Annotated in this window: 23 protein-coding genes and 2 pseudogenes; 8 read left to right on the plus strand and 17 right to left on the minus strand. The window is 64.0% G+C overall.

Translation table 11 applies throughout. The annotated features are described in order from the left end of the window. Nucleotides 1–72 precede the first annotated feature (72 nt). Nucleotides 73–1611 carry a phospholipase C gene (locus tag BST12_RS16390; RefSeq protein ID WP_083114203.1) on the minus strand — a complete coding sequence of 513 codons (1539 nt, stop codon included), beginning with the start codon at nucleotides 1609–1611 and terminating at the stop codon, nucleotides 73–75. Between the two features lie 469 nt (nucleotides 1612–2080). On the opposite strand from BST12_RS16390, the gene BST12_RS16395 reads away from it, so the two are divergent. Beyond that, nucleotides 2081–2785 (plus strand): GAP family protein, encoded by a 705-nt coding sequence (locus BST12_RS16395; protein ID WP_083114172.1) that lies wholly within the window; start codon nucleotides 2081–2083, stop codon nucleotides 2783–2785. Between the two features lie 95 nt (nucleotides 2786–2880). Here the strand turns inward: BST12_RS16395 and BST12_RS16400 are convergent, their stop codons facing one another. The 8 genes and pseudogenes from BST12_RS16400 to BST12_RS16430 form a co-directional block, all read right to left on the minus strand. Next, nucleotides 2881–4068: a PPE family protein gene (locus BST12_RS16400; protein ID WP_083114173.1), complete on the minus strand. Its 1188-nt coding sequence runs from the start codon at nucleotides 4066–4068 to the stop codon at nucleotides 2881–2883. Between the two features lie 221 nt (nucleotides 4069–4289). Then, on the minus strand, nucleotides 4290–4574 hold the full coding sequence (locus tag BST12_RS16405; RefSeq protein ID WP_083112432.1) for a WXG100 family type VII secretion target: 285 nt from the start codon (nucleotides 4572–4574) through the stop codon (nucleotides 4290–4292). A gap of 28 nt (nucleotides 4575–4602) precedes the next feature. Beyond that, entirely contained in the window at nucleotides 4603–4899 is a 297-nt protein-coding gene (locus BST12_RS16410) for a WXG100 family type VII secretion target (protein ID WP_083114169.1), read from the minus strand. A gap of 83 nt (nucleotides 4900–4982) precedes the next feature. Continuing rightward, nucleotides 4983–6167 carry a PPE family protein gene (locus BST12_RS16415; RefSeq protein WP_083114174.1) on the minus strand — a complete coding sequence of 395 codons (1185 nt, stop codon included), beginning with the start codon at nucleotides 6165–6167 and terminating at the stop codon, nucleotides 4983–4985. A gap of 378 nt (nucleotides 6168–6545) precedes the next feature. After that, nucleotides 6546–7784, minus strand: coding sequence for a beta strand repeat-containing protein (locus tag BST12_RS16420; protein WP_425437399.1), 1239 nt, complete (start codon nucleotides 7782–7784; stop codon nucleotides 6546–6548). A 53-nt stretch (nucleotides 7785–7837) separates the two neighbouring features. After that, nucleotides 7838–8345, minus strand: a pseudogene (locus BST12_RS34895) (PPE family protein); the annotation flags it as partial. A 150-nt stretch (nucleotides 8346–8495) separates the two neighbouring features. Further along, on the minus strand, nucleotides 8496–10352 hold the full coding sequence (locus BST12_RS16425; RefSeq protein WP_083114176.1) for a PPE family protein: 1857 nt from the start codon (nucleotides 10350–10352) through the stop codon (nucleotides 8496–8498). An 85-nt stretch (nucleotides 10353–10437) separates the two neighbouring features. Further along, the gene (locus BST12_RS16430) at nucleotides 10438–11850 is read right to left on the minus strand and encodes a glycine--tRNA ligase (RefSeq protein WP_211281289.1); all 1413 of its coding nucleotides are present in this window, start codon (nucleotides 11848–11850) and stop codon (nucleotides 10438–10440) included. 151 nt (nucleotides 11851–12001) lie between these two features. Between BST12_RS16430 and BST12_RS16435 the strand changes: the two genes are divergently transcribed. From BST12_RS16435 to BST12_RS16440, 3 genes and pseudogenes are all read left to right on the plus strand, one after another. Continuing rightward, the gene (locus tag BST12_RS16435; protein ID WP_083114178.1) at nucleotides 12002–12394 is read left to right on the plus strand and encodes an ArsR/SmtB family transcription factor; all 393 of its coding nucleotides are present in this window, start codon (nucleotides 12002–12004) and stop codon (nucleotides 12392–12394) included. After that, nucleotides 12391–12487: pseudogene (locus BST12_RS34900) on the plus strand (hypothetical protein); the annotation flags it as partial. The gene BST12_RS16435 and the pseudogene BST12_RS34900, both read left to right, overlap by 4 nt. Nucleotide 12488: 1 nt before the next feature. Beyond that, entirely contained in the window at nucleotides 12489–12881 is a 393-nt protein-coding gene (locus BST12_RS16440) for a Fur family transcriptional regulator (protein WP_083114179.1), read from the plus strand. 92 nt (nucleotides 12882–12973) lie between these two features. On the opposite strand, the gene BST12_RS16445 is transcribed toward BST12_RS16440, so the two are convergent. The 3 genes from BST12_RS16445 to recO are packed head-to-tail and all read right to left on the minus strand — an operon-like array spanning nucleotide 12974 to nucleotide 15121. Continuing rightward, on the minus strand, nucleotides 12974–13384 hold the full coding sequence (locus tag BST12_RS16445; RefSeq protein ID WP_083114180.1) for a hypothetical protein: 411 nt from the start codon (nucleotides 13382–13384) through the stop codon (nucleotides 12974–12976). Nucleotides 13385–13440: 56 nt separating this feature from the next. After that, complete coding sequence (locus BST12_RS16450) at nucleotides 13441–14331, minus strand: decaprenyl diphosphate synthase (protein WP_083114182.1); 891 nt, start codon at nucleotides 14329–14331, stop codon at nucleotides 13441–13443. Then, nucleotides 14324–15121 carry a DNA repair protein RecO gene (recO, locus tag BST12_RS16455; protein WP_083114183.1) on the minus strand — a complete coding sequence of 266 codons (798 nt, stop codon included), beginning with the start codon at nucleotides 15119–15121 and terminating at the stop codon, nucleotides 14324–14326. Before recO ends, BST12_RS16450 begins: the two co-directional genes overlap by 8 nt. A gap of 61 nt (nucleotides 15122–15182) precedes the next feature. Between recO and BST12_RS16460 the strand changes: the two genes are divergently transcribed. Beyond that, entirely contained in the window at nucleotides 15183–16685 is a 1503-nt protein-coding gene (locus BST12_RS16460) for an amidase (protein WP_083114184.1), read from the plus strand. On the opposite strand, the gene era is transcribed toward BST12_RS16460, so the two are convergent. The 5 genes from era to BST12_RS16485 form a co-directional block, all read right to left on the minus strand. Then, on the minus strand, nucleotides 16682–17581 hold the full coding sequence (gene era, locus BST12_RS16465; protein ID WP_083114204.1) for a GTPase Era: 900 nt from the start codon (nucleotides 17579–17581) through the stop codon (nucleotides 16682–16684). The two genes, BST12_RS16460 and era, sit on opposite strands and share 4 nt — an antisense overlap. A 73-nt stretch (nucleotides 17582–17654) precedes the next feature. Next, nucleotides 17655–17918 (minus strand): cytidine deaminase, encoded by a 264-nt coding sequence (locus BST12_RS16470; RefSeq protein ID WP_425437400.1) that lies wholly within the window; start codon nucleotides 17916–17918, stop codon nucleotides 17655–17657. Between the two features lie 49 nt (nucleotides 17919–17967). Next, the gene (locus BST12_RS16475) at nucleotides 17968–19272 is read right to left on the minus strand and encodes a hemolysin family protein (RefSeq protein ID WP_083114186.1); all 1305 of its coding nucleotides are present in this window, start codon (nucleotides 19270–19272) and stop codon (nucleotides 17968–17970) included. Then, nucleotides 19269–19805, minus strand: a complete 537-nt coding sequence (gene ybeY / locus BST12_RS16480; RefSeq protein ID WP_083114187.1) for an rRNA maturation RNase YbeY — start codon at nucleotides 19803–19805, stop codon at nucleotides 19269–19271. Before ybeY ends, BST12_RS16475 begins: the two co-directional genes overlap by 4 nt. Next, the gene (locus tag BST12_RS16485) at nucleotides 19802–20860 is read right to left on the minus strand and encodes a PhoH family protein (RefSeq protein WP_083114188.1); all 1059 of its coding nucleotides are present in this window, start codon (nucleotides 20858–20860) and stop codon (nucleotides 19802–19804) included. Before BST12_RS16485 ends, ybeY begins: the two co-directional genes overlap by 4 nt. 214 nt (nucleotides 20861–21074) lie before the next feature. On the opposite strand from BST12_RS16485, the gene BST12_RS16490 reads away from it, so the two are divergent. The 3 genes from BST12_RS16490 to BST12_RS16500 form a co-directional block, all read left to right on the plus strand. Then, on the plus strand, nucleotides 21075–22253 hold the full coding sequence (locus BST12_RS16490) for an aromatic ring-hydroxylating oxygenase subunit alpha (RefSeq protein WP_083114189.1): 1179 nt from the start codon (nucleotides 21075–21077) through the stop codon (nucleotides 22251–22253). Between the two features lie 486 nt (nucleotides 22254–22739). Beyond that, nucleotides 22740–23324, plus strand: a complete 585-nt coding sequence (locus BST12_RS16495; protein WP_264063217.1) for a chorismate--pyruvate lyase family protein — start codon at nucleotides 22740–22742, stop codon at nucleotides 23322–23324. Nucleotides 23325–23369: 45 nt separating this feature from the next. Further along, a partial coding sequence (locus tag BST12_RS16500) for an AMP-binding protein (protein ID WP_083114205.1) occupies nucleotides 23370–25329 on the plus strand: 1960 nt, incomplete at its 3' end.

The following is a 25329-nucleotide window of genomic DNA, read 5'->3' on the forward strand; positions in this document are numbered from 1 at the left end:
GGTCGAATCCCGGTTCTTTGCCAGCCGGCATTCTGGTGCTGTTATCGCCGTTTACTCGCGCAATGCGGTAAGTCAGCTGCAGAGCCCGCTGGGAATGCCGCGCACCGGTGCGGTCTCCTGGCCGGGCATCACCTGCGGGAAGGGCACCCGATAGGGAATGGCCGGCAGTACGCCATCCGTGGTCCCCAGTACGACGTTGGGGATGCACTGCGGCAGCCTGGGCACCGCGGCCAGCAAAGGATGGCTGAGGTTGGGTTTCGAACTGTTGGGCGGCGTTCCGAAGTTGAACGTGGATGTCATATCGCCGACCAAATTGTCGCGCCATGCGGTCAGGTTGGGAACCGGGACACCGAAACGAGCCCGAATCAATTTCAGCTGCGACGTGTGGTCGAAAGTGTCGTGGACCATCAGCGGCCCGCGACTGTAGGGCGAGATGACCAAGCACGGAACTCGGAAGCCCAGGCCGATCGGACCCCGGATGCCACCGGAGCCCGTCACCGCGTTGATGTCTGGCACGGTGACGTATTCACCGGGCGTGCCCGGCGGCGCTGTCGGCGGCACCACGTGGTCGAAGAAGCCCCCGTTTTCGTCGTAGCTGATGATCAACGCCGTCTTCTCCCACACCGCGGGGTTGGTCAGCAAAATCCGCAGCGCGTTCACCATCGCCACGGCGCCCAGGGCCACCGGCAGCGCGGGGTGTTCGGATTGCAGGAAAGGCGGCACCAACCAGGAAACCGACGGCAGCGTGTTGTTTCTGACGTCGGCGGCGAAATCGCCCGGGTAGTTCGGTGAGATGCCGAACCGGGCCAGATTCGACCGCGGGTTTGCCGATTGTTTGAACGCCTGCACCAGCCCGTTGTTGCTGATCGGGGTATTGATGAAGCGGCCCGCATCCTTGCTCTGGTAGACCTTCCAGCTGATGCCGGCGTCTTCCAGGTTCTCCGGCATGATGCGCCAGCTGTACTGCTGTTCCGGCAGGAATCCGGGCTCCACCAGCTGCGGTCCGCCGTTGGTTCCGGCCGGATCGATTTGGGCGCTCATCCAATACAGCCGATTGGGCAGCGTGCCGCCCAGCAACGAACAGTGGTAGCCGTCGCAAAGAGTGAAGGTGTCGGCTAGCAGATGGTGAATCGGGAGATCTTGGCGGGTGTAATAACCCATCACCATCGGGACATACGGCCCGGTGCGGGTGGCCGACTGCGCCGGAAGCCAGTTGTCGTTGCCCCCGTTGTTCCACGAATTGTGCATCGCGATCCAGGCGTGGTCGGGGTCGTTGACGCACTCCCCATCCAGGATGGGACCGCGGGTGGTGTCCAGGCGGAACGGAATGGTTATGCCAGCGGGGTCGAGCGCCTGCGTTTGCGGGTTCCACCCCGGTTGCTGAAACTTTGTCGACGGGTCGTTGAATCCGTGGGTACTGGAAAGTGTGCCGAAGTAATGGTCGAACGACCGGTTCTCCTGCATCAGCAACACGATGTGCTCGATGTCGTTCAAGTGACCAGGGCAAGGGCCAGCGCCGTAGGCCTTTTCGATCACGGGGGCGGCGATGTCCGTGAGCAGCGCTGCGGCGCCGGCGCCGGTGAGTTTCGCGAAAAACTCCCGGCGCGACATTCCCCGGAGCGGGTTTTCGATCACCGAATCTGCCTCCCTGCAAACATCCCAGATCACGGTATAGTTACGGCGCTGGTCCATCGCGGCACGCCAACCGGCGTGTCGCAAGCCGATTTTCGCGCGAAAGCAAACGCTGTCGCGGTCCCGGTCACGACGGGCCAAGTGCCACACCGCCCAGGCCTAAAACCCTTGGGCGTAAAGGCGCATCACCGAAAAATTTATCTAATCCCACATTCCTAATTGATCCCTCATAGAGCCATTTCGCGACGAGTTTCACCCATCGCCATCCGCGAACATTGTTCGAGGTCAGCGACCGAATACCGGTTCTCGTCGAGATGCCTTCTGCCAGCTGCGTTCTTACTCTCGCGCCAGAAATTGGCCGGTGTTCAGGTTATGCGGCCGTGATCGGTAAACCGGTGTCCTGAAAGGGGTTTCGCTACCCTGCGACACCGATGTACCGTCCTCTGCCATGTGGGGCACGGTGCTGGTGTTAGCTCTTGTGGCGACGGCAGACCCGGTTCGGATCGGGACGAGTGTTCTGTTGTCGTCGCGGCCTCGTGCCGCGGGTCTGCTGGTGGCGTTCTGGCTGGGCGGCGTGGCGATGAGCGTTGCCCTGGCGGCGGGCGTACTTTTCGGTCTGCGCGACTTCGCACTTGCGGTCATGCACCGAATCGAAGTCGTCACCGCCAGCTCGACGGCCGGGCGCATTCAAATCGCGATGGGCGTGCTGGCATTGCTGATCGCCGCGGCGGCAGTGGGCCAGCGGGCACGAGTCGGCATACCCGCCGCCACTACCGCGCACTTGGGGGCACCGCCCATAATCACGCGGTTGTCGACGCGCGCTCAGGACGCGTTGCGCGCCAAGCCGCTGCGGGTGGCCTTCATCCTCGGATTCGGGATGTTGGCGGACTTCAGGTACCTGGCGGCACTTGCCGCCATCCTGGCCTCGGGAGCCGCTGTGCACACTCAAATCAGTGCGGTCAGCGTGTACACCCTGGTGGCACTGGCCTTTATCGAGCTTCCGCTGGTCAGCCAGCTCGCCGCACCGACATGGACCGGCCAGGCGATGTCGGCCGTCCACGGCGTGGTGAAAACCCATCGACAGCAGGCGTTCGCCGTGGTGATCGCCGTCCTCGGGGTCTTCCTGATGACCCGCGGAATGGGCCGGGTCTAAACAGGACCTGAAAACGCAAGCGGCGCACCGGCTTCCGAGGGCTGACCCGCGGTTTCGCCGATGCGCCGAAGCGCAGATCGCAGTATGTTTATCGTTTATCCGACTCCGCTGCGCGGAATCACGCTGGGCCGTTGCTGAACCACGTGCGGGTTGGCGCCGCCGCGGCCCATCATCCCGCCGGGCATACCGGCGCCGGCACCACCAGCACCCATGGGCATCGGCATCATCGGCATACCACCACCGGCACCCGCCCCCTGAGCCGCCGCCTCCAATGCCGCAGCGTTGGCTCCCAAGCCCGACATCGCCGAGCTGGCCATGCCTTTGGGCATCGAACCTTCCCAGGTGGGTGGCACCGACATCGCCCCCACCAATCGGGCCTTACCCAAGCCGGCGTCCATGCCTGCACCTAAGCCGCCCACACCGCCCAGGCCTTTCGCCGCGGGAGTGATGTCACCGACCATCTTCGGCATGTCAGCGGCGGTCATACCCGCCGAAGCCAGGCCGGCCGCGTTCGCGCCCGTGTTGCCCATCTGGGCCAGCTGCATCATCGGGCTGATCATCATGCTGGCCGGGTACATCGCGATCTGCGCGAACGACTGCAACTCGCCGATCGGCACCGCCGACGCCGCCGACTGTACCGCCGTCACCGCCCCGGCAGCGCCCGTCGACAGGCTCTGCAACGTCGGCGACAGCGTCGCGGTGGCACTCGTGGCCGCCGACGTCACCTGAGCGCCGATCTGAGCCAAGCCGGCCAAACTCACCGGCGGCACGCTGAACGGCGTCAGGGTCGAGGCCACCGACGTCGCACCGGTGTAGTACGTCACCATCGCGGCGACGTCCTGGGCCCACATCTCCACGTAGTCGAACTCGGTGGCCGCGATCGCCGGGGTGTTCTGCCCCAAGAAGTTCGTCGCGATCAACGACAACAGCGACACCCGGTTCGCGTCCACCGCCGCGGGGTGCACCGTGGCAGCCAGCGCCGTCTCAAACGCCGTCGCCGCCGCGCGCGCCTGTCCCGCCGACAAGTCGGCCTGCGCCGCCGCCGCGGACAGCCACGACACGTATGGGGTCGCCGCGGCCGCCATCGACGCCGAGGCCGGGCCGGTCCACGGCCCGCCGGTCAGGTCGGCAAGCAGCGATTGGATCGAATTCACCGACGCTTGCAGATCCGCACCCAGCGCCTCCCAGGCCGCTGCGGCCGTGAACAGCGGCGACGAACCGGCACCGGAAAAGATCCGCAGCGAATTGATCTCCGGCGGCAACCACGAAAAGTCCAAAATCATTTACAACCCCAAACCGGCCAGCCGCGTCAGCAGCACTTGAAGGTCACACCCCGGAAAGTTATCCACGCCGATAACCCACGCAATCGTAGGATAATCCACACCAAGGGTCTCGGCTTTCGTCAATTTTCCGACGATCGGTATTGATGGCAGACATGGCAAGAGCGCGGGTGACACCGTTCCCCCTGGTGTCGCCCGCGCCCTTGACCGCTAGATGTGGATCCCTAGGCCCAGCTAGAGCCCACTGCGGAGTCCGTCTGGGCCATGTTGCTGCCCGCCGACTGAACCTTCTGACCGTGGGCGTTGGCCTGCTCGTAGATGACCTGGAAATTGCGGCCCAGCTGCGTGATGAATTCCTGGCACGCCACCGAACCGGCGCCGCCCCAGAAATCCCCGGCCGCCAGCACATCGCGCACGATCGCCTGGTGCTCAGCCTCCAACGATGCCGCCTGCGCGCGAATCAGCGCACCGTGGGCGTCCACATCGCCGAATTGGTAATTAATCGTCATAGCCAATCCTTCCTAATGCTTGAGAGAGCTAGCTACTGAGGGTCTGCTGTGCGGCCTGCTCTTGCTGCTCGTAGTTGTTGGCGTCGCGGACCAGTCCATCGCGCACACCGTGCAGCATGTTCACGATGTTGCGGAACGCCGTGTTCATCTGCCCCATGGTGTCCAACGAGGTCGCCTCGGCCAGACCACTCCAGCCCGCACCCGAAATGTTTTGCGACGACGCCCACATCCGGCGCGCCTCGTCCTCAACCGTCTGGGCATGCATTTCAAAACGACCCGCCATGTCCCGCATCGCGTGCGGATCGGTCATAAACCGAGTAGCCATCACACCCGTCCTTTCATAACGAAACAATCAATTGCGATCACGTGCCGAATTGCAGCTGACAACCCCGACCGATCACCCCCGCCCTATCCGACGCCAGTCCGCGGCACCACACTGGGCCGCTGCTGAACGACGTGCGGATTAGCGCCTCCCCGGCCCATCATTCCGCCGGGCATACCGGCGCCCGCGCCGCCCATACCCATCGGCATCGGCATCATCGGCATACCGCCCCCGGTTGCGCCCGCTTGCGCCGCCATCTCGGCGGCCGTCGGCAGGCCCATCCCCGCCATCGCCGAACTGGCCATCGCCTTGGGCATGGATCCCTGCCAATTCGGCGGAACGGACATCGCTCCCACCAAGTGCGCCTTGCCCAGGTCGGCCGCCATTCCGGCACCGCCCAGTCCGCCACCCAGGCCCTTCATCGCCGGAGCGACGTCACCGACGAACTTGGGCACGTCACCGGCGGCCATACCCGCCGAGGCCAGCCCGGCCGCGTTCGCTCCCGTGTTGCCCATCTGGGCGAGCTGCATCATCGGGCTGATCATCATGCTGGCCGGGTACATCGCGATCTGCGCGAACGACTGCAACTCGCCTATCGGCACCGCCGATGCCGCTGACTGCACCGCCGTCACCGCACCCGCCAGCCCCGTCGACGCGCTCTGCAGTGCCGGAGATAGCGCCGCCGTGGCAGTGGTAGCCGCCGACGTCACCTGCGCGCCGACCTGGGAGGCCAGCCCAGCCAGGCTCACCGGCGGCATGCTGAACGGCGTCAGAGTCGACGCCACCGACGCCGCCCCGGTGAAGTAAGACACCATCGCCGCGACGTCCTGGGCCCACATCTCCGCGTAGTCGAAGTCGGTAGCCGCAATCGCCGGAGTGTTCTGCCCCAGGAAGTTCGTCGCGATCAACGACAGCAGCGACACCCGGTTGGCGTCCACCGCCGCCGGATGCACGGTGCCCGCCAGCGCCGTCTCAAACGCCGTCGCCGCCGCCCGCGCCTGCCCCGCCGATAAGGCGGCCTGCGCCGCCGCCGCGGACAACCACGACACGTACGGCGCCGCCGCGGCCGCCATCGACATCGACGCCGGACCGGTCCACGGGCCACCGGTCAGGTCGGCAAGCACTTTTTCAATCGACGTCACCGACGCTTGCAGATCCGCACCCAGCCCCTCCCAGGCAGCGGCCGCCGTGAACAACGGGGACGAACCGGCACCCGAGAAGATCCGCAGCGAGTTGATCTCCGGCGGCAACCACGCAAAATCGAGAATCATCGCAACCCCAAACCAGCCAGCCGCAGCAGCGGCTCCGACATGCCAACCGCGAACGTGTACCCGCGACTGTCCACGGCCGGATCGTATGACAAACCCACACCAAAAGTCTGCACTTTCGCCGAATCTTTTTCGAGGAATTCACGATGTCGGGTCGGCCGCGGGTCTGGACCCGACCGGACCGGCGTCCAGACAAATGTCGACAGGTTGGACAAACTGCATCGCTTTCGCAGGAAATAACGGTTAAAGCGTACCGAAATTTATTGTCTCTTTAGAATGAGGCTGACCCCGATCTTCGCCCCACCACGTCGCTGACCACGGGCGTTGCCGCACCTCAGGGGTCACAGCGGCCCCGTCAGTAACGCAGCCGTGCAGTGCGGGCTAGAAAAGGTTCTGGAAAAAGCCCGAAATCCCATTCCCGGCATTGAACACACCGGAGCTACCGGTTCCTGAATTTAAAATGCCAGACGTCGTCACGCCGGCTAAGAAGATGCCCGCATTCTGCACCGCCGCGTTGTAAAAACCGGCGTTTCCATAACCGGTGTCCAGGATGCCGGAGTTGCCACCGAAGGTCGTCGTGGTGCTGGTATTGACATAACCAGAGTTGCCGAAACCTGAGTTTTGGATGCCCGAGTTGCCGCTACCGGCCGGGTCGTTGTGGCCGAAGCCTGAGTTGCCGGTGCCGACATTGAAGAAGCCTGAGTTCGGGCCGACCTGGTTCACCGAGCTGAAGAACCCGGTGTTGAGGTTTCCGCTGTTGAATCCGCCGGTGTTGATGTTGCCGTTGTTGGCGAATCCGGTGTTGGTGTCGCCGCCATTGGCGAAGCCGGAATTGACGTCGCCGGCATTGAAGAAACCGGTGTTGAGGTTGCCGGCGTTGCCGAAGCTGGTGTTCGAGTTCCCGGAGTTGAAGCTGCCGGCGTTGAAGTTGCCCGAATCGAAGAAACCGAAGTTGCTGGCGCCGGCATTCAGCGCGCCGGAGTTGACGCTGCCGCCATTCCAGAACCCGGTGTTGGTGTTGCCGGCGTTGCCAAAGCCGGTGTTCCCGACGCCGGAATTACCGAAGCCCACGTTGCCGGTGCCGGAGTTGAAGAAGCCGATATTGCCCGTGCCGGAGTTGCCGAAGCCGATATTTCCGGTGCCGGAGTTGAGCGCGCCGATGCCGAACTGGCCGTTACCGGTGAGCCCGAATCCGATATTGCCGTTGCCGGTGTTCCCGAAGCCGAAATTGCCGCTGCCGGTGTTGCCGAACCCGACGTTGTTGCTACCGAAGTTGCCGCTGCCGAAGTTGAAGGCGCCGTTGTTCCCGTTGCCGAAGTTGGTATTGCCGATGTTGCCACTGCCGACGTTGGTGTTGCCGATGTTGCCGCCGCCCAGATTGCTGCTGCCGATATTGCCGCTGCCCAGGTTCTGGCTGCCGAAGTTACCGCTGCCCAGGTTCAGGTTGCCGTTGTTGCCGCTGCCCAGGTTCGTGCTGCCGATATTGCCGCTACCGACGTTGGTGTCACCGATATTGCCGCTACCGAAGTTGAGCGAGCCGATGTTGCCGAAGCCGAAATTGAGGCCCTGAAGCGGCGCCGGCACGGCGGCCCCGACCGCCTGCGCGGCCGCCGCCGGCATACCCGCCAACCCCGACACACCGGGCAGGCCCGACAAGAAATTCTGTCCCCACGACGTCAACTGAGCCGCAGCCGCCGACGCCCCACCGTGATACCCCACCATCGCCGCCACATCAGCAGCCCACATCTCCTCATACACACCCTCAGCAGCAGCAATCGCCGGCGCATTCTGACCAAAAATGTTCGACAACACCAACTGCACAAACACATTCCGATTCGCCGCCACCGCCACCGGATGCACCACCGCCGCCTGCGCCGCCTCAAACGCACTCACCACCGCATTCGCCCCCGCCGACGCCTGCGCAGCCCGCGCCGACGCCGCACTCAACCACCCCGCATACGGAGCCGCCGCAGCCGCCATCGCCTCCGCCGCCGCACCCTGCCACGCCGTACCCGACCCACCCGCCAAACCCGCCGTCACCGACGAAAAGAAATCCGCCGCCGACCCCAACTCCTGCGACAACCCCTGCCAGGCCGCCGCCGCCGCCAACATCGGCCCCGCACCCGCACCAGAGAACATCCGCAACGAATTGATCTCCGGCGGCAACACCGAAAAGTTCATTAACCGCCCCTCCTCTAACGGGATATTCTCAACCGCCGCCCCGCGCGTTACCCGAAACGACACGCGACACTTTGCATCTCGCCGCCGACCAGCCGCCAGCGACCCCGTGTTCTACCACGGTCCTCGGCACGTTCAGGGACCGAACCGCGCTTATCTGAAGAAGCCCGAGAGTTGTGAGCCCGAGTTGAACCCACCGGAGTTGTCATTGCCGGAGTTGACCGTGCCAGAGCTGTCGTCGCCCGAGTTCGAGATGCCGGCGAGGTTATTGCCCGCATTGGTAAACCCGGCATTGAACGTGCCGATGTTCCCGAATCCGGAGTTGAAGCCGGTGAACGAAGTCGTGCCCGCGTTGGAGAAGCCCGAGTTGCCGGTGCCGGTGTTGAAGAAACCGGAGTTTCCGTGGCCCGAGGGATCGGCGTTGCCCCAGCCCGAGTTGCCCGTTCCCGCGTTTCCGAAGCCCGAGTTGGGGCCGCTCTGTTGGAAGCTGCTGAAGAACCCGGTGTTGAGGTCCGCGCCGTCGAAGCCCCCGGTGTTGATGCTGCCGGCATTGAAGAAACCGGTGTTGACGTTGCCGGAATTGAAGAACCCGGTGTTGGAATCACCCGAATTCAGGAAGCCCGTGTTTCCGGCACCGGCATTGCCGAATCCAGTGTTCTGAAAACCGACGTTGAAGCTGCCGGAGTTTGAATTCCCGCCGTCGAAGATGCCGAGGTTTCCGTTGCCCGCACTGCCGAAGCCGGTGTTGGAATTGCCCGCGTTCCAGAAGCCGGTGTTGAAGTTGCCGCCGTTTCCGAAACCGGTGTTTCCGTTGCCGGAGTTGAAGAAACCGATGTTGTTGTTGCCGGAGTTGAAGAAGCCGATGTTGTTGTTGCCGGAATTCCCGAAGCCGATATTTCCGCTGCCGGTATTCAGGCTGCCGATGCCGAATTGGCCATTGCCGGTGAGCCCGAAGCCGATATTGCCGTTGCCCTTGTTGCCGAATCCGATATTGCCGGTACCGAGGTTTCCGAACCCGAGGTTGGTACCACCGTTGTTCCCGCTGCCGAAGCTGAAGTCGCCGATATTTCCGCTGCCGATGGACAAGTCGGCGCGGTTTCCGCCGCCCAGGAGGTTGAGCGTGCCGAAGCTGCCGCTGGCCAAGTTGAGGCTGCCGATGTTGCCGCTGCCGATGTTTCCACTGCCGAAGTTTCCGCTGCCGAAGTTGAAATCACCGATGTTTCCGCTGCCGGTATTGGCAGTGCCGATGTTCCCGCTGCCCCAGTTGTCGTCGCCGTAGTTTCCGCTGCCCAGGTTGTTGTCGAAGGTATTGCCGAAGCCCAGGTTGAAGTTGCCGAAATTGCCACTGCCGATGTTGAAGTTTCCGACGTTGCCCAAACCGAGATTGAAGGCGATTTGCGTGACGGCTTGCGAGGCAGCCGCCGGGACGTTGGTCGCACCGCTCACCAAGCCCGACAAACCGGACACGCCGGGCAAGCTCGACACGAAATTCTGTCCCCACGACGTCAGCTGAGCCGCAGCCGCCGACGCCCCACCGTGATACCCCACCATCGCCGCCACATCAGCAGCCCACATCTCCTCATACACACCCTCAGCAGCAGCAATCGCCGGCGCATTCTGACCAAAAATGTTCGACAACACCAACTGCACAAACACATTCCGATTCGCCGCCACCGCCACCGGATGCACCACCGCCGCCTGCGCCGCCTCAAACGCACTCACCACCGCATTCGCCCCCGCCGACGCCTGCGCAGCCCGCGCCGACGCCGCACTCAACCACCCCGCATACGGAGCCGCCGCAGCCGCCATCGCCTCCGCCGCCGCACCCTGCCACGCCGTACCCGACCCACCCGCCAAACCCGCCGTCACCGACGAAAAGAAATCCGCCGCCGACCCCAACTCCTGCGACAACCCCTGCCAGGCCGCCGCCGCCGCCAACATCGGCCCCGCACCCGCACCAGAGAACATCCGCAACGAATTGATCTCCGGCGGCAACACCGAAAAGTTCATTAACCGCCCCTCCTCTAACGGGATATTCTCAACCGCCGCCCCGCGCGTTACCCGAAACGACACGCGACCCGGCGAGATGCGGTTGCTAACTTCCCTTGAGGCGGACCGCCAGATAGTCGGCGACTTTGTCGATCGCGACCCGTTCCTGTGTCATGGCGTCGCGCTCACGCACGGTGACGGCGCCGTCCTCGAGCGAGTCGAAGTCGACCGTCACACAGAACGGAGTGCCGATCTCGTCCTGGCGCCGGTAGCGCCGGCCGATGGCGCCGGCGTCGTCGAAGTCGATGTTCCAGCATTTGCGCAATTCGGCCGCCAGGTCGCGCGCCTTCGGGCTGAGGTCGGCATGCCGCGACAGCGGCAGCACCGCCGCCTTGACCGGCGCCAGCCGGGGATCCAGCCGCAGGACCGAACGCTTGTCCATGCCGCCCTTGGCGTTAGGGGCTTCGTCCTCGGTGTACGCGTCGATGAGGAAGGCCATGAAAGAGCGGGTGAGGCCGGCCGCCGGTTCGATGACGTACGGCGTGTACCGGGTGTCGCTCACCTGGTCGTAGAAAGTCAGGTCGGTGCCGGAATGCTTTGTGTGCGTTGACAAGTCGTAATCGGTCCGGTTGGCGACACCTTCCAGTTCGCCCCACGGATTGCCTTGGAATCCGAATTTGTACTCGATGTCGACGGTGCGGTCGGAGTAGTGCGAGAGCTTTTCTTTGGGGTGTTCGTAGAGCCGCAGGTTCTCCGGGTCGATACCGAGCTCGGTGTACCACGCCAGGCGGGTGTCGATCCAATACTGGTGCCATTCCTTGGCTGTCGACGGCTCGACGAAGAACTCCATCTCCATCTGTTCGAACTCGCGGGTGCGGAAGATGAAGTTGCCCGGGGTGATCTCGTTGCGGAAGCTCTTTCCGATCTGCCCGATGCCGAATGGCGGCTTTTTGCGCGAGGTAGTCACGACGTTGGCGAAGTTGACGAAGATGCCCTGCGCGGTTTCCGGCCGCAGGTAGTGCAGCCCCTCCTCGGTCTCGATGGGGCCGAGGTAGGTCTTGAGCATCATGTTGAATTCGCGCGGTTCCGTCCATTGACCGGGCTCGCCGGTTTCCGGGTCGCGAATGTCGGCCAGCCCGTTGGGCGGCGGCTGACCGTGTTTGGCTTCGTAGGCCTCGATGAGGTGGTCGGCGCGGTAGCGCTTATGCGTGATCAGCGACTCGACCAGCGGGTCATGGAAGACCTCGACGTGGCCGGACGCCACCCACACCTCGCGCGGCAGGATGATCGAGGAATCGAGGCCGACGACGTCGTCGCGGCCGGTGACCACGGCTCGCCACCACTGCCGTTTGATGTTCTCTTTGAGCTCAACACCCAGCGGACCGTAGTCCCACGCCGACTTCGTGCCCCCGTATATCTCGCCCGAGGGGAAAACGAAGCCGCGCCGTTTGGCCAGGTTGACTACGGTGTCGATGACGGACGCCACGGGGTGGTGCGCTCCCTTCGGGGACTTGGGCAAGCACGCGCAGGCGCGTGCAAAACATCAGTCATGGTAGCGATCGGCCCGGTAAGGCCGTATCCGTCTTTGACATGCATCATCACGCATGTGACAGTGGAGGTCGGCCGCAAGCCTGCCCAATACCGGCACTTCTCGAGGTGGTGACTCCGATATGGTGACGTCCCCCTCGACACCCAGTGCCGCCGAGGAGATGGCCGGCGACGGGGTCGCCGGCCACGAGCATGGCGCAAATCGCTGCCCGGACTTCCCGATGCCGCCGCCGCGCGAAATTCTCGACGCGGCCGGTGAATTGCTGCGCGCGCTGGCCGCACCGGTACGCATCGCGCTGGTGTTGCAATTGCAGGAGTCGCAGCGCTGCGTGCACGAGTTGGTCGACGCGCTGGGCGTGCCGCAGCCGCTGGTCAGCCAGCATCTGAAGATTCTGAAGGCGGCGGGCGTCGTTACTGGAGAGCGGTCGGGACGCGAAGTGCTCTACCGGCTGGCCGACCATCACTTGGCGCACATCGTCGTGGATGCGGTTGCGCACGCCGGCGAGGGCTTATGACCGCCAGCGACGATGCAGTGGGGGTACCGCCCGCTTGCGGGGGACGAAGCGATGAGGTGGGGGCACCTCCCGCTTGCGGGGGAGAGCGGCGCAAATGACCGGCACCAGCGTCCGTTCCACCCGTCAGCGCGCGGCGATCTCGACTCTGCTGGAAACGCTTGACGAGTTCCGCTCGGCCCAGGAGCTGCACGACGAACTGCGCCGCCGCGGCGAGAACATCGGCCTGACCACCGTCTACCGCACACTGCAGTCGATGGCCGCGGCCGGCATGGTCGATACCTTGCGCACCGACACGGGTGAATCGGTCTACCGCAGGTGCTCGGAACACCACCACCATCATCTGGTGTGCCGCAGCTGCGGCTCCACCGTTGAGGTGGGCGACCACGAGGTTGAAGTGTGGGCCGCGGAAATCGCCACCAAGCATGGCTTTTCCGACGTCAGCCACACCATAGAGATCTTCGGCACCTGCTCGGACTGCCGGTCCTAAGCGGTGCGTTCTCTGCCGAGCGTGAAGCTGGCCTCACGTTCGCTGCCGAGCGTGAAGCTGGCTTCACGCTCGGCGTAGTCGGCGCGGCGGATCTAAGCCGTCAGCGCCCGGCGGATCCCCGCGCCGGTGTCGAGCACCAGCAGAATCAGCGTGCGTAGCGCGTCGTCGGTCAGGCCGGCGCCGGGAAAGTTGTAGCGCAGCATCACGTCCGCGGTCTTCGGCGTGCCTTTGGTCTTGTCGCCGGCCTTCTCCGTGACGGTCACTGAGCCGAAGTTGAGATCGTGAGCTTGCCTGGCCACTTGATCGTTCACCTTCTTGGTCAGCGGCAGGTCCCACGCCAGGATCTGCGTCAGCGACACCAGGTCGAGATCCGCAGCGATATTCACTACCCGTAACGAGGCGAACGTATCGCCGTGGCGGACCGTCAGCCCGCCGTCGGGTTCCTCGTCGACGGGCAGCACGTCGCCGAGGATCGAAGCCAGCCGCTCCGGCAGAGATGGCACTCGACCAGCTGGGTGCGGACCCGCCGCGCCCGGCTCCGCCGCGCTTGCGGTCCCCACTAGGCGCTCCCAAATCGTCGGTTGCGGGCGGCGTATTCCTCGCATGCCGCCCACAAGTCGCGGCGGTCATAGTCGGGCCACAACTTGTCCTGGAAGACGTATTCGGCATAGGCCCCCTGCCACAACATGAAATTGCTGGACCGGTGTTCACCTGAGGTCCGCAGGAACAGGTCCACATCCGGGATGTCGGGGCGCTGCATGTGGCGGGCGACCGTGGCCTCGCTGATCCGTTCCGGGTTCAGCCTGCCCGCGGCCACCTCGCGAGCGATTTGCCTTGTCGCGTCGGTGATTTCGGTGCGCCCACCGTAGTTGACGCAGTAGTTGATGGTGATGACGTCGTTGTTCCTGGTGACCTGCTCAGCGACCGCCAATTCATTGATGACGCTGCGCCACAGGCGCGGTCGCGACCCCACCCATCTGATTCGCACACCCATCAAGTTCAGGATCTCGCGACGCCGGCGCACCACGTCGCGATTGAAGCCCATCAGGAAGCGCACCTCCTCGGCCGAACGCTTCCAGTTCTCAGTGGAGAAGGCGTAAAGACTGAGCCATTTGATCCCGAGTTCGACTGCACCACAAGCGATATCGATGACCACCGCTTCGCCCATCTTGTGGCCCTCGGTGCGGGGCAGACCACGTTGGGTGGCCCAGCGCCCGTTGCCGTCCATCACGATGGCGACGTGGTTGGGCAATCGGTCGGCGGGAATTCGTGGTGCGCTGGCTTTCGAGATGTGCTGCGGCGGCCGGCGCGGTCCACCGTCGGGCGACGGCGGAAGCTCGGGGAAAACGACCGGCCACGTCGACGTATCGGGAAAGGTCGGATAATCGTCTGGCGCCGGAGGCAACTGGGGAAATTCAGCGGAGTTCAGCTTGCGGGCGCTTCTAGCCACACTCGGTATCCTGCCCGATCAGCGCGGCGCGACGCTGGCCAATCGTGCGATCGGCCTGGTAGACACGCTCCACCAGCGGCAACGTCTTGAGCTGCCGTTCCAGATGCCATTGCAGATGGGCAGCCACCAATCCGCTGACGTAGCCGCGGTGGGATTGCGGTGACTGCTCGGCAGCCTCCCAATCGCCGTCGTGCAGTGCGGACATCAGATCCAGCACGCCCTGCGGCGGTGTGGTCGAACCGGCCGGGCGACAGTGCGCGCAGACGCTGCCGCCGGCGGCAATATGAAACGCGCGATGCGGACCGGGGGTGGCGCAGCGGGCGCACTCGGTCAGCGCCGGCGCCCACCCGGCAATGCCCATGGCACGCAGCAGATAGGCATCCAGCAACAGATCGCGGGGCCGACGCCCGTCAGCCACCGCGCGCAACGCGCCCACGGTAAGCCGGTGTAGCGCCGGGGCCGGCGCTCGCTCCTCACCGGCCAAACGTTCGGCGGTCTCCAGCATCGCGCACCCGCAGGTGTACCGGCCGTAGTCGCTGACGATGTCGGTGGCGAACGCGTCGATGGAGACGACCTGGGTGACGACGTCGAGATTGCGTCCGGGATGCAGTTGCGCGTCGATGTGCGCGAACGGCTCCAATCGGGCGCCGAATTTGCTGCGGGTGCGGCGGACTCCCTTGGCCACCGCACGGACCAGTCCGTGGTCGCGAGTCAACAGGGTCACGATCCGGTCGGCTTCGCCGAGCTTGTGCTGGCGCAGCACAACAGCTCGGTCTCGATACAGCCGCATCACAACAGTTTTGCACCCCGCCGCGACATCGCGGGTATCCGCGCCGATAGTCTCGTACCCCGTGGTTGGCGCTTCTGGGTCCGATTTCGGGTCCATTTCCGGATCCGGCAGCCAGCGCCTGCCCACCCTGACCGAACTGCTATATCAGCTGGCAACCGGCAAGGTCACCTCCGCTGAGCTGGTCCGACGGTCCCTGCACGCGATCGACGTGAGCCAGTCCACCTTGAACGCGTTCCGCGTGGTACTCACCGAGTCTGCGTTGGCCGATGCGGCCGCCGCCGATCGACGCCGAGCAGCAGGTGACACCGCGCCGCTGCTGGGCATCCCGATCGCGATCAAAGATGACGTCGACGTTGCCGGAGTGCCGACGGCCTACGGGACCGAGGGGTACATCCGGCCCGCCGACCGTGACGCCGAGGTTGTTCGGCGCCTCAAGGCCGCCGGCGCGGTGATCGTCGGCAAGACCAACACCTGCGAACTTGGCCAGTGGCCGTTCACCAGCGGACCGGCCTTCGGGCACACCCGAAACCCCTGGTCACGCCGGCACACTCCGGGCGGGTCGTCGGGTGGCAGCGCGGCCGCGGTGGCCGCCGGCCTGGTTACCGCCGCGATCGGTTCCGACGGCGCCGGCAGCGTGCGAGTCCCGGCGGCCTGGACGCACCTGGTGGGCATCAAACCGCAACGCGGCCGCATCTCCACCTGGCCGTTGCCGGAGGCCTTCAACGGCATCACCGTCAACGGCGTGCTGGCGCGCACGGTCGAGGATGCGGCGCTGGTACTGGACGCCGCGTCGGGCAATGTCGAGGGAGACCTGCACAAGCCGCCGCCGCTGACGGCGTCGGACTACGTCGGCATCGCACCGGGCCCACTGAAGATCGCACTGTCCACGCGGTTCCCGTACACGTTTTTCCGGGCGAAGCTGCACCCAGAGATTCTGGCCGCGACCCAGACCGTGGGCGAACAGTTGGAGCTGCTCGGCCATACCGTGGTGAAGGGCAATCCGGATTACGGCGTGCGTCTGTCGTGGGACTTTCTCGCCCGGTCCACCGCCGGTCTGCGGGAGTGGGAAGAACGGCTGGGCGACGAGGTCGCCTGGGACCCCCGCACGCTGACCAATTTCCGGACCGGCCACGTGCTGGGCCAGGCGATCCTGCGCAGCGCTCGCCGGCATGAAGCCGCCGACCAGCGTCGGGTGGGCTCGATCTTCGACATCGTCGACGTGGTGCTGGCGCCGACGACCGCGCAACCGCCGCCGCAGGCACGCGCATTCGACAAGTTGAGCGGCATCCAAACCGACCGCGCCATGATCGCGGCGTGCCCGGGCGCATGGCCGTGGAACGTGCTGGGCTGGCCGGCCATCAGCGTGCCGGCCGGCTTCACCTCCGACGGTCTGCCCATCGGCGTGCAGCTGATGGGACCGGCCAACAGTGAGGGAATGCTGATATCGCTGGCCGCCGAACTGGAAGCCCTCAGCGGCTGGGCGACCAAACAGCCGAAGGTGTGGTGGAACACCGGCAACAACACGCCCCCGATCCACACGGTGCCCTCTCCACCGCGACGTTAAAAGCCAAGCCGGCCAAGCTGTTTGGGGTCGCGTTGCCAGTTCTTGGCGACCTTGACGCGCAGGTCGAGGTAGACCTTGGTGCCGAGCAGTTTTTCGATTTGAGAACGCGCGGCAGTACCCACCTCCCGCAACCGGGCGCCACCTTTGCCGATCACGATGCCCTTCTGGCTGTCCCGCTCGACATACAGCACGGCGTGCACGTCGATCAGGTCGTCGCGGCCCTCCCGGGAATTGACCTCGTCGATGACGACGGCCAGCGAATGGGGCAGTTCGTCGTGCACGCCCTCCAGCGCGGCCTCACGGATGAGCTCGGCCATCAGCACTTCCTCGGGTTCATCGGTGAGCTCACCATCGGGGTAGTAAGCCGGGCCTGGCGGCAAGGCCTGGACTAGCACGTCGATCAAGACGTCTATCTGCTCACCGGACACGGCGGACACCGGGACGATATCGGCCGCGTCGCTGACCAGCTCGCTGACCGCGTGCAGCTGAGCCACCAGCTTGTCTTTCGGCACCTTGTCGACCTTGGTGACGATCGCAACGAGCTTGGTCTTGGGCGCTATGGCCCGGATCTGCTCGACGATCCAGCGGTCGCCGGGACCGATCGCCTCGTCCGCCGGGATGCACAGGCCGATGATGTCGACCTCGGCGTAGGTATCGCGGACAAGGTCGTTGAGCCGCTTGCCCAGTAGCGTGCGCGGCCGGTGCAGGCCGGGAGTGTCGACGAGAATGATCTGAAAATCGTCGCGGTGCACGATGCCGCGGATGGTGTGCCGGGTGGTCTGCGGCCGCATCGAGGTGATGGCGACTTTCGCGCCTACCAGCGCGTTGGTCAGAGTCGACTTGCCGGTGTTGGGCCGGCCGACCAAACACACGAAACCGGAACGGAATTCGGTCACGCCGGGCACCTCGCCGAACGTGCGCTCAGCGCGACTTTGCGCGCGATTTTTGACTCTGAGTACACGCTCGGCGTCATAGCGGGTTGCCTGCACGGTCGGTGACGATGATGGCGGCCGAGGGTGCCAGCTCCTTCACCGCGGCAACGCCCGGGTCGTCCTGGGAGCCGGCCACGAGTACCGCCGCTTCCAGGCCGGTCGCCCCGCTGGACGCAGCCGCGGCCACCGCGGCTTGCAGGCCGGTGAGTTCGAGGGCCGAAAGACTCACCGGGGCAGCCGCATACGTGCGTCCGTCGACGTCGCGCACCGCGGCGGCACTGGCGGCTTCGGCCCGCGCCATCGCCGCGCGCGCCAGGATCACCAGCTTCGCGTCCTCGTCGGCCAACCGGTCAGTCACGATGAGCCGCCTCGCTGCCATTCGGAGAGTCACCGACCGGACTCAGCAGCACCGTGCCGATCCGCACCCGGCCGCGGTGATCGGGGCCGCCCTCGGCGTGCATCCGCAGCCCATGGGTGACCACCTCGGCGCCCGGCAGTGGCACGCGGCCCAGTTCCAGAGCCAGCAGTCCACCTACCGTGTCGACGTCGAGATCATCATCGAATTCCATGCCGTACAGTTCGCCCACATCCTCGATCGGCAGTCGCGCGGATACCCGGAAACGGTTGTCGCCCAAGTCTTCTATCGGCGCGGTCTCGGCTTGGTCGTATTCGTCGGCGATCTCGCCGACTATTTCTTCGAGCACGTCTTCGATACTCACCAGGCCGGCTATCGCGCCGTATTCGTCGACCAGCATGGCCATGTGGTTGCGGTCGCGCTGCATCTCACGCAGCAGCGCGTCCAGCGGCTTGGAGTCCGGCACGAACACCGCCGGGCGCATCACCTGCGCGACCGTGGTTTCCCGGCCGCGGTCGTTGGAGCAAACCGTTTGTTGCACAAGGTCTTTCAGATAGACCACGCCCAGGATGTCGTCCACGTTCTCGCCGATCACCGGGACGCGGGAATGTCCGCTGCGCACCGCAAGGTTCATCGCCTGGCTGGTTGATTTGTCACTTTCGATCCAGACCATCTCGGTGCGCGGCACCATCACCTCGCGGGCGGGGGTGTCGCCGAGTTCGAAGACCGACTCGATCATCCGGCGCTCGTCGGCGGCGACGACGCCGCGCTGCTGGGCCAGGTCGACAACCTCGCGCAATTCGATCTCGGATGCAAATGGCCCGTTGCGGAAGCCGCGGCCCGGGGTGAGTGCGTTACCCAGCAGCACCAGCAACCGGCTGATCGGCATCAGCAGCCACGAGATCACTTGCAGCGGAAGGGCTGTCGCTAGTGCGATCGAGTAAGCGTTCTGGCGGCCGAGAGTCCGTGGCCCGACACCGATGACCACGAAGCTGGTCACCACCATGACGGCCGCGGCAACGAACAAGCCCCAATTCAACCCAAGGTTGTGCCGGAAAAAGACGACCAGCAGCGCGGTGGCGGTGATCTCGCAAACGATGCGCAGCAGCACCACCAGGTTGATGTAGCGGGGTCGATCGGTCATCACTTTGAGCAGCGGCTTGGCGCCGGGACGCCCGTCGCGCACCAGTTCTTGCACGCGGGCCAGCGAGACCGTACTGAAGGCGGCGTCGACCGCTGCGAATATTCCGCCCAGACCGATCAACATGATCGTGCCGAGCAGCTGAGGCAGGCCCGTCACGGCTGGTCGAAATACCTTGACTTATCCAGCAGTCGACGGTCCCGCTCGTTCTGCCGGTCGTGCTGGTAGGCCTCGACCTGCTCGGCTACCCACTCCTCCAGCAACCGGTCCTGCAGGGCGAACATCTCCTTCTCCTCGTCCTGCTCACCGTGGTCGTAGCCGAGCAGATGCAGCACGCCGTGGATGGTCAACAGCGCCAGCTCATGGCCGAGACTGTGCCCCGCCGCGGCCGCCTGTTCGGCCGCGAATTCCGGGCACAGCACGATATCGCCCAGCATGGCCGGTCCGGGTTCGGGTGCGTCGGGGCGACCGCCCGGCTCGAGCTCGTCCATGGGAAAGCTCATCACGTCGGTCGGTCCGGGCAGATCCATCCAGCGCATGTGCAGATCGGCCATGGCGGCGGTGTCCAGCAGCACCATCGAGAGTTCGGCGCCGGGGTTGACGTCCATCTTGTTGATGACGAACCGAGCCACGCTGACGAGTTCGGCTTCCGAGACGTCGACGCCCGACTCGTTGGATACTTCGATGCTCATCGGCGACTCCGGGCGTTCGACGCCCGCCGCGCCGCCCGGTTCATCCCCGACCCCGGCTCCTCGTACCGTGCATAGGCGTCGACGATCTCCGAGACCAGGCGGTGACGGACCACGTCCGCGCTGGTCAGCTCGGCGATGTGGATGTCGTCGATGTCCTCGAGGATGTCGACGGCCGCCCGCAGGCCCGACCGGGCGCCGCCTGGCAGGTCGACTTGGGTGACGTCGCCGGTGACGACGACTTTGGATCCGAAGCCAAGCCGGGTGAGGAACATCTTCATCTGTTCGGCCGTGGTGTTCTGCGCCTCGTCGAGGACGATAAATGCGTCATTGAGCGTCCGGCCGCGCATGTAGGCCAACGGGGCCACCTCAATTACCCCGGCCGACATCAACTTTGGGATCAGCTCGGGGTCCATCATCTCGTACAACGCGTCATACAGCGGCCGCAGGTACGGGTCGATCTTCTCGCTCAGCGTGCCGGGCAGAAAGCCAAGGCGCTCACCGGCTTCCACCGCGGGCCGGGTCAAGATGATGCGAGTGACCTGCTTGGTCTGCAAGGCGTTGACCGCCTTGGCCATTGCCAGGTAGGTCTTCCCGGTGCCGGCTGGACCGATCCCGAAAACGATTGTGTTGGCGTCGATCGCGTCGACGTAGCGCTTCTGGTTGAGCGTCTTGGGCCGGATCGTCTTGCCGCGGCGCGACAGGATGTCCAGGGTGAGCACTTCGGCCGGCGATTCGTTGCCGGTGCCGACCAGCATGGCGACGCTGTGGCGCACCACCTCAGGTGTGAGCGGCTGGCCGTTGGCCACGATCGCGACGAGTTCTGAGATAGCGCGTTCGGCGAGCGCGACGTCGGCCGGCTCACCCGACAGGGTGACGGTGTTGCCGCGCACGTGCAGAGCGGCGTTGAGGCTACGTTCCAGGGCCCGCAGATTTTCGTCGGCCGAGCCGAGCAAGCCCACGACGAGGTCGGGCGGAACATCGATGCTGCTGCGAACCTGAGCGTCGGCTTGCCGGACTACAGCGGTGTCAGCAGCGCGGGTCTCGCGGGGCGTCACGTGGGTTCTAATGCCTGCTTTCTGGCCTGTCGGAGGTTGGAAGTCTCAGTTTAGCGCCGGTCAGTGACGGCGTCCCAAAGATTCGACCGCGGTGAGCGGGATGCCCGGGCCGCCGCCCGGGCCGCACGGCGCGCCCGTATTCGACGGCGCTTTCGTGAGTTTCGCGGCTTTTCCCACACGGCGAATAGCCAGGAAAAGTCGCTATGCTGCACCAATGACCTCGACCACGGACCCGCGGCTTGCCGATGACGTGGAGATCGTTCGTCGAGTTCTCGCCCATGTCGACGGCGGGACCACCGATGAAGGCGCTCCGTGGCGCGAGCCCGTGGAAAACTACTTGGACCCACACCGATTCGCTCAGGAGATCGACCTACTGCGGGCGATGCCAAGCGTGTTCGTTCCGTCCGCCGCTATTCCCAATCAGGGCGACCACGTCGAACGAGTGACCTTCGGGGTGCCGCTGTTCGCTGTGCGTGGGCACGATCAACGCGCTCGGGTATTCCGCAACGCATGCCGGCATCGTGGTTTCGCGCTGGTCGAGGACGCGGGGTGTTCCCACGCCCTGGTGTGTCGCTACCACGGCTGGACATATCGCCTGGATGGCTCACTGGCGCACGTCCCGCACGCTGACGCTTTCCCCGATCTGGATATGGCGGCGCGGGGTCTCGTGGAAGTCCCGAGCTATGAGGTCGACGGGCTCATCGTCATAGGTGCGACCTCTCCCGACGGCAACCGCGTGCCGAGACCCGATGCTGACGACGCGATGGCCTGGCTGACTAATGGGACAGCATGGCGAGACAAGCTGCTACCAATCGATGGGGTCCTGTCCGTCGAGTCCTATCAACTAGCCATCAATTGGAAGGTTCTTGTCGAGCAGTTCTTGGAGGGCTACCACATCCGGTGGACTCATAAGGAAACCCTTCCCCACCTGTACGACAACCTCACGGTGATCGAGACGTTCGGCCCGAATTCCCGTGTTACGTTCCCGTACTGCGAAATTGAGCAGCTCCGGGACCGTCCGGAAGCGACCTGGGTGGGACGTCTGCCCGCGACATTCGTGTATCACCTGTTCCCCAACGTCATAGTCGGGGCGTTTCCACCACTAGCGCAGGTGGTCGTTATCGACCCGGTAGATGTAGGTCACAGCGAAGTTATTTACTACACGATGACCAGAGCGGATGTGGCCAGCAGAATTCCGCTCGACGTGGAGCCGCCCGACCCTGCGGAGTTAGCCGACTACATCAGCCGCGTTGTCGCGGAGGATAACGCGGTGTCGGCGGGCGTACAGCGTGGATTTCGTGCGGGTGCGAACAAATTCGTCGAGTTCGGCCGGCACGAGAGCGCTATCGGACACTTTCACACCAACCTTCGCGACCGTCTGGGGCACTTTTAACCCGCATTGCCCGAAAGGGCGTCTTTTCCGCACTCTTATGGTCGAAATCTGATCGGGTTGTTCGCATTTCGCCGCCGCTTGCCGACCAGCCCGTGTCTCGCCAGCCGCGCGGATCGGCGCCGCCGCTCAACCCGTCTCTATTCGAGTGACCGATCCGACAGGTCACCCACCCGAAAGTACGTATTCGCGACGGGCAAGTGCTGCTACTATTAACGCCACGGTCGGGCGGCCGACCGGTTCTTGCGTCAGTTCCTACACCCCACTTAGGACCGCACCGCATGGACATGCCGATCCGCAAAACCAATACTCTCGATGGCGCCAACTGGCATTCGCCGCCGGGCTGCCACCGAAGAATCTCCCCCATTGTGGGCGTGTCGCTGACGACACAATGACATACACACTGGAGTAACGCCCAGGAAGGAATTAGAACTGTCTTCACGCTTCCTCACTGACGAAGAAATCCGAAAGTTCAGCCGTGACCTTCGGATACTCCTCGCAACCAATGGCACCCTCACCCGGACTCTCGGCATTGTCGTGAATGACGAGATCTATACGGAGATTGTCGACCAGGATATTCATGCTTCCGCTCCGGAAATGAGCAGCACCGAGCAGCATTTCAATGGCCGAACGATTCGCCGCAAAGTGTTACTCAGAGGCCGGTCCTCGGGAAAAGTGTTTGTGGTCGCGGAGTCAGTTATTGCCATTGATATCGTGCCATCAAAATTGGTCGACAATTTGATCGAGATGGATGGGCCGATTGGAGAATCCATATTGGCCAACGGTATCGAGATATTCAAAGAGACACCAAAGTTCTGGATGGATAAGCTGCCCGACTGGTCAAACCTCGAAGGATGTGAGGACATGAGTCAGGAAGTGATCACGCGTCAATATCGCATGACCATCCGCAGCCAGCCGGCCATCGTTATTACCGAATACTTCCCCCAAAGCGCATTCATTGACACCGACGAGACGGCGACCGTCAGCGGCGAAGGTAACGGCGCTGAAGTTGACATGGATATCTGCGATTGCTCTTGCAAAGAGGCGGTACGACAGCAAATGGCGGGCCGCTAATTAGTATGATTCATCCGCTTTTATGTCACGAGCGGTAGCTGACTAATGCAAATCGGAAACGTAGCAAGAGTACTGGCCGAACGGTCATTGGAAGCTGGATGGCACGACTCGCCTGCCTACTATGCTCCGAACCCCGTAACTCATAGACAAATCCATGACGGTGCGCTGCGTCTCGCGGCAGCGCTCGGTGTCCGCGGGCTTTCCCGCGGAGATCGCATTCTATTGTGCCTCCCCGACTCGGTGGACCTGGTGCAACTGTTGTTGGCCAGTTTGGCTCGCGGGATTTTGGTGTTTATCACCAACCCCGAACTCCGTTCCGAAGACCACACATTTGTCGAGCGCGATACCGAGCCAGCGCTTGTCGTCACCTCGTCCGCCCTGCGCGGCCGATTCCAGCGGTCGACCGTTGTGGAGGCAGCAGAGCTGTGGTCGGACGCGACCCGAGTCGAGCCGGCAGACTACGAGAACCTAAGCGGCGACGCCGTTGCATACGCGACGTATACCTCTGGTACGACGGGTTCACCCAAGGCCGCGATTCATCGGCATGCCGATGTCTTGACGTATGTCGAAGCGATGTGTCGCACCGCATTGCGGCTCTCTCCCGGGGACGTCGCGCTGAGTAGCGCCCGCATGTATTTCGCGTACGGCTTGGGTAATTCGGTGTGGTTTCCTCTTGCGACGGGCAGTGCAGCGGTCATCAACTCGTCGCCGATCAGCCCGGAGGCAGCGGCCGAGCTCAGTGCGAGATTTAGACCGACGGTGCTTTATGGTGTGCCCACTTTTTTTGCAAGAATTGTCGACACCTGCTTGCCCGATTCATTCCAGTCGGTCCGCCGCCTGGTATCAGCCGGCGAGGCGCTTGAGCTCAGCCTGGCTGAACGCCTTCTGGATTTCTTCGGCGGCATTCCGATCCTTGACGGAATAGGCTCGACCGAGGTCGGACAAACATTTGTGTCGAATACCGTCGATGACTGGCGTCTGGGAACCTTGGGAAAGGTTCTTCCCCCCTATGAGATTCGCGTGGTGACGCCGGACGGCAGCACTGCCGGACCCGGGGTCGAAGGGAACCTATGGGTTCAGGGGCCATCGATCGCGGCGGGCTATTGGAATCGGCCGAATGATCCCCTCGCCTTGAATGGAAGTTGGCTCGACACCGGCGATCAGGTATTTATCGATCCTGACGGATGGGTTAGGTACAGTTGTCGCGCCGACGACATAGAAATTGTGGGCGGCTTCAACATTAATCCAAACGAGGTCGAGCGGCTCATTCTTGAGGATGAGCAGGTGGCTGAGGCCGCGGTTGTCGGAGTAAGGGAATCCACGGGCGCGTCGGCGCTACAGGCGTTTCTGGTTCCCAATGACGGAGCATCCCTCGACGATGCGGCTATTGCCGAGATATACCGTCGATTGCGCAGCCAACTGTCTTCGTTCAAAGTCCCGCACAGATTCGCCGTTACACAGCAGCTCCCTCGGACCGCGACCGGGAAATTGATTCGAAGCGATCTTCGCGCCGAAATTCCGGCAAAACCGATTTGGCAGGTCTCCTCTGTGACGCCTTCGCCAGACATAGCGGAGCTGGGCACAACATCGGCTGGGAACATCGAGACTGCGGATATAGGCCGCCGAGGAATGAAGCTGCACGAGCAATTCAAAGCGTGGCAGCGACAGCGCTACCAACTCTTGGCGGACACCGTTGGCCTCGAGGTCGCAACGATGCTGGGCCAACCCGATGCTCGGTCGGTAGATACCGAACTCGCCTTCTCAGAACTGGGTTTCAGTTCACAGATGACAGTCGAGCTTCGCAATCGGCTGGCAGCTGTGACTGGCCTGCAACTGGCTGACACGGTCGGTTGGGACTACGGCTCGGTGTCAGAGCTGGCTACCTACTTGGAGGCTGAGCTTTCTGGTCGTGCCAGCCCGACGGCTGCGCTGCCGGCTCCGGCCCGGGTGGACGAACCCATCGCGGTGGTGGGGATGGCGTGTCGGTTGCCGGGTGGGGTGGATT

Origin of the sequence: Mycobacterium angelicum, assembly GCF_002086155.1 — a bacterium.
GTDB lineage: Bacteria > Actinomycetota > Actinomycetes > Mycobacteriales > Mycobacteriaceae > Mycobacterium > Mycobacterium angelicum.